Here is a 1,215-nt window from a genome sequence, read left to right as displayed (position 1 = left end):
GGATTTGTTTATAAGAGACCGGGTGAGCGCCGGCGGGGGGGGGGGGGGGGCGGCATGCCGCCGCGATCTCCTCGCCCCGCCGGACCTGGCGTCGTGTCAGACGCGGGCCGGGACGCGGGAGCGCCGGTACAGGAGCGCGCCGCCGAGGATCAGCCCGGCGCTCGACGCCGCGGCGGCGAGCAGACGGGGGTCGCCGCCGGTGGCCGCGAGCTGCGCGTCGTCCGCGGGGCGGGCGGCGGGCAGGACGGCGGGCGTGATCGCGCGCGTGGCGGGCTCGGTGTGGGCCACGTGGTGCGGGGGCCCGGCGGGGGCCGGCGGAACGGAGCGGTCCTTCGGCGGGGTGATCTCCTCGGGCTCCTCGTCGGGGGTCTCGGGGAGTTCGGGGGCGGTGGGGCGCTCCGGCGGCGCCGGGGGCGTACCGCTGCCGCAGTTGTTGCCGAAGGCCGGGTTGAGGAGACCCACCAGGTCGACGGAGTCACCGCAGACGTTCACGGGGATGTCGAGCGGTGTCTCGACGTCGTTGCCGCCGAGGACGCCGGGCGACCCCTTGGCGATGCTGCTGGCCTCGCTGCCGGAGCCGGTGACCGCCTGGTGCGGGGCTCCGGGGGCCAGGTGGGGCTGGGCGGGGGCGCCGTGGTGCGGGGGAGCGTCCTGCTGCTGGGGCGCGTGCTGCTGGGGCGCCGCGGGGTGGTGGGGCGCCTGGTGGTGCGGGGCGGCGTGGTGCTTCGGCGGGTGCGACACGTTGGCGCAGGTGTTGCCGAAGGCGGGGTTCAGGATCCCGATCACGTCGACGCTGTTGCCGCAGGCGTTGACGGGGACGTCCAGCGGCACCTGGACGTTGTTGCCGGACAGCAGCCCCGGCGATCCGACCGCGGCGCCGTTCGCGTCGGCTGCCTGGGCGTAACCGCCGCTCAAGGACAGCACACTCGACGCCGCGGCGGCCGTGAGCAGTCCTTTGCTGATGAGGTCTCGCACTGTGTTTCTCTCCTTGGTGCCGGCGGACCGGCCGGCCGTTGTCACGGGTGGGTTCCATGCCCCACCGGGGCCGGTCCCGGCACGCGTGAGGGCACGCGCGCCGGGACCGGAAGGGGGGGTTTAAGTGGTCAACCCCACCAAGAAACCAGAGCAGGAGGAAAGAGATTGAAAAAGAGATTTACAAATCAGGGTGGATGTGAGCACAGAAATAGATGAGATTAGAGAAAAAAAAGAGAAAGA

Annotated in this window: 1 protein-coding gene; it reads right to left on the bottom strand. The window is 72.2% G+C overall.

Features of this window, described 5'->3' with window-relative positions:
• Window positions 1–96 precede the first annotated feature (96 nt).
• Entirely contained in the window at window positions 97–975 is an 879-nt protein-coding gene (locus tag ACFXPK_RS32930) for a chaplin (RefSeq protein ID WP_385080833.1), read from the bottom strand.
• Window positions 976–1,215: the final 240 nt, after the last annotated feature.

The sequence above is a fragment of the Streptomyces sp. NPDC059142 genome, assembly GCF_042755665.1.
GTDB lineage: Bacteria > Actinomycetota > Actinomycetes > Streptomycetales > Streptomycetaceae > Streptomyces.
Note: the sequence above shows the minus strand (reverse complement) of the source record. Positions and strands in the feature narration are given on the sequence as shown.